The organism is Protofrankia sp. Cr1, assembly GCF_963555865.1.
GTDB lineage: Bacteria > Actinomycetota > Actinomycetes > Frankiales > Frankiaceae > Protofrankia.
This window is the reverse complement of the sequence record NZ_CAUVXO010000284.1, coordinates 3,266-7,013: the sequence shown is the minus strand read 5'-3', so window position 1 is coordinate 7,013 and position 3,748 is coordinate 3,266. Positions and strand designations below refer to the sequence as shown.

At 68.2% G+C, this 3,748-nt stretch carries 1 protein-coding gene and 1 pseudogene; one reads left to right on the top strand and one right to left on the bottom strand.

Features of this window, described 5'->3' with window-relative positions:
- Positions 1-877 (top strand): annotated as a pseudogene (locus tag U9980_RS19070) (WD40 repeat domain-containing protein); the annotation flags it as partial.
- Between the two features lie 492 nt (positions 878-1,369).
- Here U9980_RS19070 and glgX read toward each other — a convergent pair.
- Positions 1,370-3,571 carry a glycogen debranching protein GlgX gene (glgX, locus tag U9980_RS19065; protein ID WP_322769165.1) on the bottom strand — a complete coding sequence of 734 codons (2,202 nt, stop codon included), beginning with the start codon at positions 3,569-3,571 and terminating at the stop codon, positions 1,370-1,372.
- Between the last annotated feature and the right edge of the window lie 177 nt (positions 3,572-3,748).

The window sequence follows — 3,748 nt, the reverse complement described above, 5'->3', positions numbered from 1 at the left end:
GGGTGAGGATGGCTCGGTGCGGCTGTGGGATACCGCGACCGGCCGTGAACTGCGCACCCTGACCGGCCACACCGGCTCGGTGTTGTCGGTGGGGTTCTCCCCGGACAGCACCATGATCACCTCCGGGGGTGAGGATGGCTCGGTGCGACTGTGGGACACCGCGACCGGCCGTGCGCTGCGTTCCCTGACCGGCCACACCGACGGGGTGTGGTCGGTGTGGTTCTCCCCGGACGCCACCATGATCGCCTCCGGGGGTGCGGATGGCTCGATTCGGCTGTGGGATACCGCGACCGGCCGACAGCTGCGCACCCTGACCGGCCACACCAACTGGGTGTGGTCGGTGGGGTTCTCCCCGGACGGCACCATGATCGCTTCCGGGGGTGCGGATGGCTCGGTGCGGCTGTGGGATACCGCGACCGGCCGTGAACTGCGCACCCTGACCGGCCACACCAGCTCGGTGTTGTCGGTGGGGTTCTCCCCCGACGGCACCATGATCGCATCAGGAGGCGACGACAACACGGTACGGCTGTGGGACACCACCACCGGTACCGAGATGCGCTCCCTGACCGGCCACACCCGCCAGGTGTTGTCGGTGGAGTTCTCCCCCGACGGCACCATGATCGCATCAGGAGGCGACGACAACACGGTACGGCTGTGGGAGACCGCCACCGGCCGCCCGATCGCGACCATGATCGGTGCTCGGGACGGGTGGGCGGTCCTGCTGCCGGACGGTTCGTACAAGCTAGTCGGCGAGCCGGATGGCTCCTTCTGGTTTATGATCAAGAACGTCCGTTTCGAGCCTGGCGAGCTGGACGGCTACGACCCGGCCGTCCGGCGCGTCCCGGCGGACGCGCCGCTGGTCCTACCAGGCGGCTGACGCACGACAACTGACACACACCGGCGGGCCGACCATCGTGTCGGAGCAGTGGCGTACAGTCAGAAAACTATGACGAAAGATCAGCCATGTCGCGCCTTCGGCGATGAATCCTGCCGTAGCGGGATATACCGGCTGGCCATAGTACAGGTTGCCATCGCCGATCTCGCCAAGGCTCGTACGTTGCTACGCACCGCGCTCGGTCCGAAACCCCCACTGACCTACGAGCACATGCGCAAACACGAAGAGCCTCTGCTGTGGCTCGCCGATGGGTTCGCGTGGGCCGAAGGGAAAGGAGGGATCTGGACCGTGTGGGCGCGGTCAGCCGCGGTGCCCTGCGCTGGGCCCGGATAACGCAAACCCCGGCCGCTCCTCGTCCGGGGAGGGACCGGGGTTACTTCCTCAGCTACTGCCTCGGCGGTTCAAGTATGCACGGCGAAACGCGGTCGCGCAACGCGACACCGATCCTGCCCGCCGGCGGGCCACCCTGCCCGGTCAGGAGCGGCTGAGGATGACGACGCTGCGTGGGCCGACGTCGATGGTGGGGCCGACCAGGCTGGTCGGAACGGATCGTGGCGGGTCGGGGACGGTGGTGTCCAGCACGACCCCCCAGCCCGTGCCGGGGAGGGTGAAGGTCACCGGTTCCCAGTAGGCGTTGAAGGCCAGCAGCAGCTCGCCGGCCTCAGCCCCGCCATCGTCGCCGGAATTGTGGCCGGGACCGTTGCCGCCGCGCAGGTGGGCGGCGAGTGCGTGGGCAAACGTCGCCTGCCAGTCGCCGTCGGTCATGGGCTGCCCATCCGGACGCAGCCAGGTCTGCACAACGCCGCCGCCGGCCGCGGGCGGGGCGCTGGTCGGGAAACGGCGGGCACGCAGCACCGGGTGCTCGCGGCGTAGCCGGATCAGGCCGGCGGTAAAGGCGATGAGATCGGCGCGGTCCGGGTGGTCCGGGTGGTCCGGGTGATCAAAATGGTCGGCGTTGCCAGCTGCGGCGGCGGCCCAGTCCATCCAGGAGATGGCGTTGTCCTGGCAGTAGGCGTTGTTGTTGCCGTGCTGGCTGCGGCCGAGTTCGTCGCCGTGAGAGAGCATCGGCACGCCGTCGCTGACCAGGAGGGTGGTGAGCAGGTTGCGTTGCTGGCGGGCGCGTAACGCCAGCACGGCCGGGTCATCGGTGTCGCCCTCTGCGCCGCAGTTCCAGGACCTGTTGTCGTCGGTGCCGTCCCGGTTCCCCTCGCCGTTGGCCTCGTTGTGCTTGGCGTCATACGACGTCAGGTCACGCAGTGTAAAACCGTCATGACAGGTGATGAAGTTGATGCTGGCCACCGGGCCGCGGGTCGGATACAGGTCGGAGCTGCCGGCCAACCTCGTGGCCAGCGCCGGAACCTTGCCATCCAGACCCCGCCAGAAGTCGCGGACGTCGTCACGGTAGCGGCCGTTCCATTCCGACCAGCCGGCCGGGAAACGACCGAGGTCATAGCCGTCAACGCCGGTATCCCACGGCTCGGCGACCAGTTTCACCGCGCACAGCACCGGGTCCGCCGCAATCGCGTCCAGGAAGGCGGAGTACACATCCCACCCGGCGTCCTCGTCACGGGCCAGCGACGCGGCGAGGTCGAAACGGAAACCGTCGACGCCCATCGCCACCACCCAATACCGCAATGCGTCGAGTACCAGGCGCAGCGCCGCGGGATGCGCGAGATCGAGGGTGTTACCGGTGCCGGTGGTGTCATAGTAGAAGCGCCGCTGCCCGGGGACGAGCCGATAGTAGGCGGCGTTGTCCAGACCGCGGTAGCACAGCGTCGGGCCGTTCTCGTTACCCTCGGCGGTGTGGTTGAACACGACGTCCAGCAGCACTTCGAGCCCGGCGGCGTGCAGCGCCTCGACCATGGTCCGGAACTCGTCGACCTGCCCGCCGGGGACCGACGTCGCCGCGTATTCGCCGTGCGGGGCGAAATAGCTGATCGAGTCGTATCCCCAGTAGTTGCGCAGGCCCTTGTCGAGCAGGACGCCGGAGTGCAGGAAATGGTGCACCGGCATCAGCTCGACGGTCGTCACACCCAACCGGAGCAGATGGTCGACGGCCGCGGGTGAGCCGAGACCGGCATAGGTGCCGTGCAGCGACGCCGGCACATCCGGAGCCAACTGGGTGAAGCCCTTGACGTGGGTTTCGTAGATAACGGTCTCCGACCACGGCACCCGGCCCGGCCCCGGGGCGGGAGGCTGCCCGGGCGCCACCACCACCGACCGGGGTACGAAGCCGGCCGAGTCGGCGTCGTTGCGGCGGTCCGGCTCACCGGGGATGTGCCCGAGCACCTCGGGCCCCCATCGCACCGTTCCCGTGACAGCGCGAGCATAGGGGTCCAACAGCAGTTTCGCCGGATTACACCGCAGCCCGGCGGCGGGATCCCACGGGCCGGACACCCGGAACCCGTAGTGGTCCCCAGCTCGTACGCCGGACACATGGCCGCGCCAGGTGCCCGAATCGTCCTGCTCAAGGGGCACCCGCGTCTCGCCGCCGCCGCCATTGCTTTTGCCGCTGCCGCCGTTGTCATCGAACAGGCAGAAGTCGACTGCGTCGGCGACGGCGGACAACACGCCGACATCAGCGCCGTCCGCGCGCAGGTGGACCCCGAGCGCGGACGTGGCGACCTTCCCGCCAGTCGTCGCGCCTGCCGATGGGCCGAGGGAGCTGTACGTCATGGCCGTATTATCCTTACCCTTGGTAACGATCACATTAACATGCTCTGTCTCAGACCGGCGACCGGCGACCGGGGCGCGGCGTCGCGGGACTGTTGCCGGGCGCTCTTTGGGAACGATGTGAATCTGGTGTTGTGGTAGGAGCATCAGATTCACATCGTTAAGAGCGCCCGGCAATAG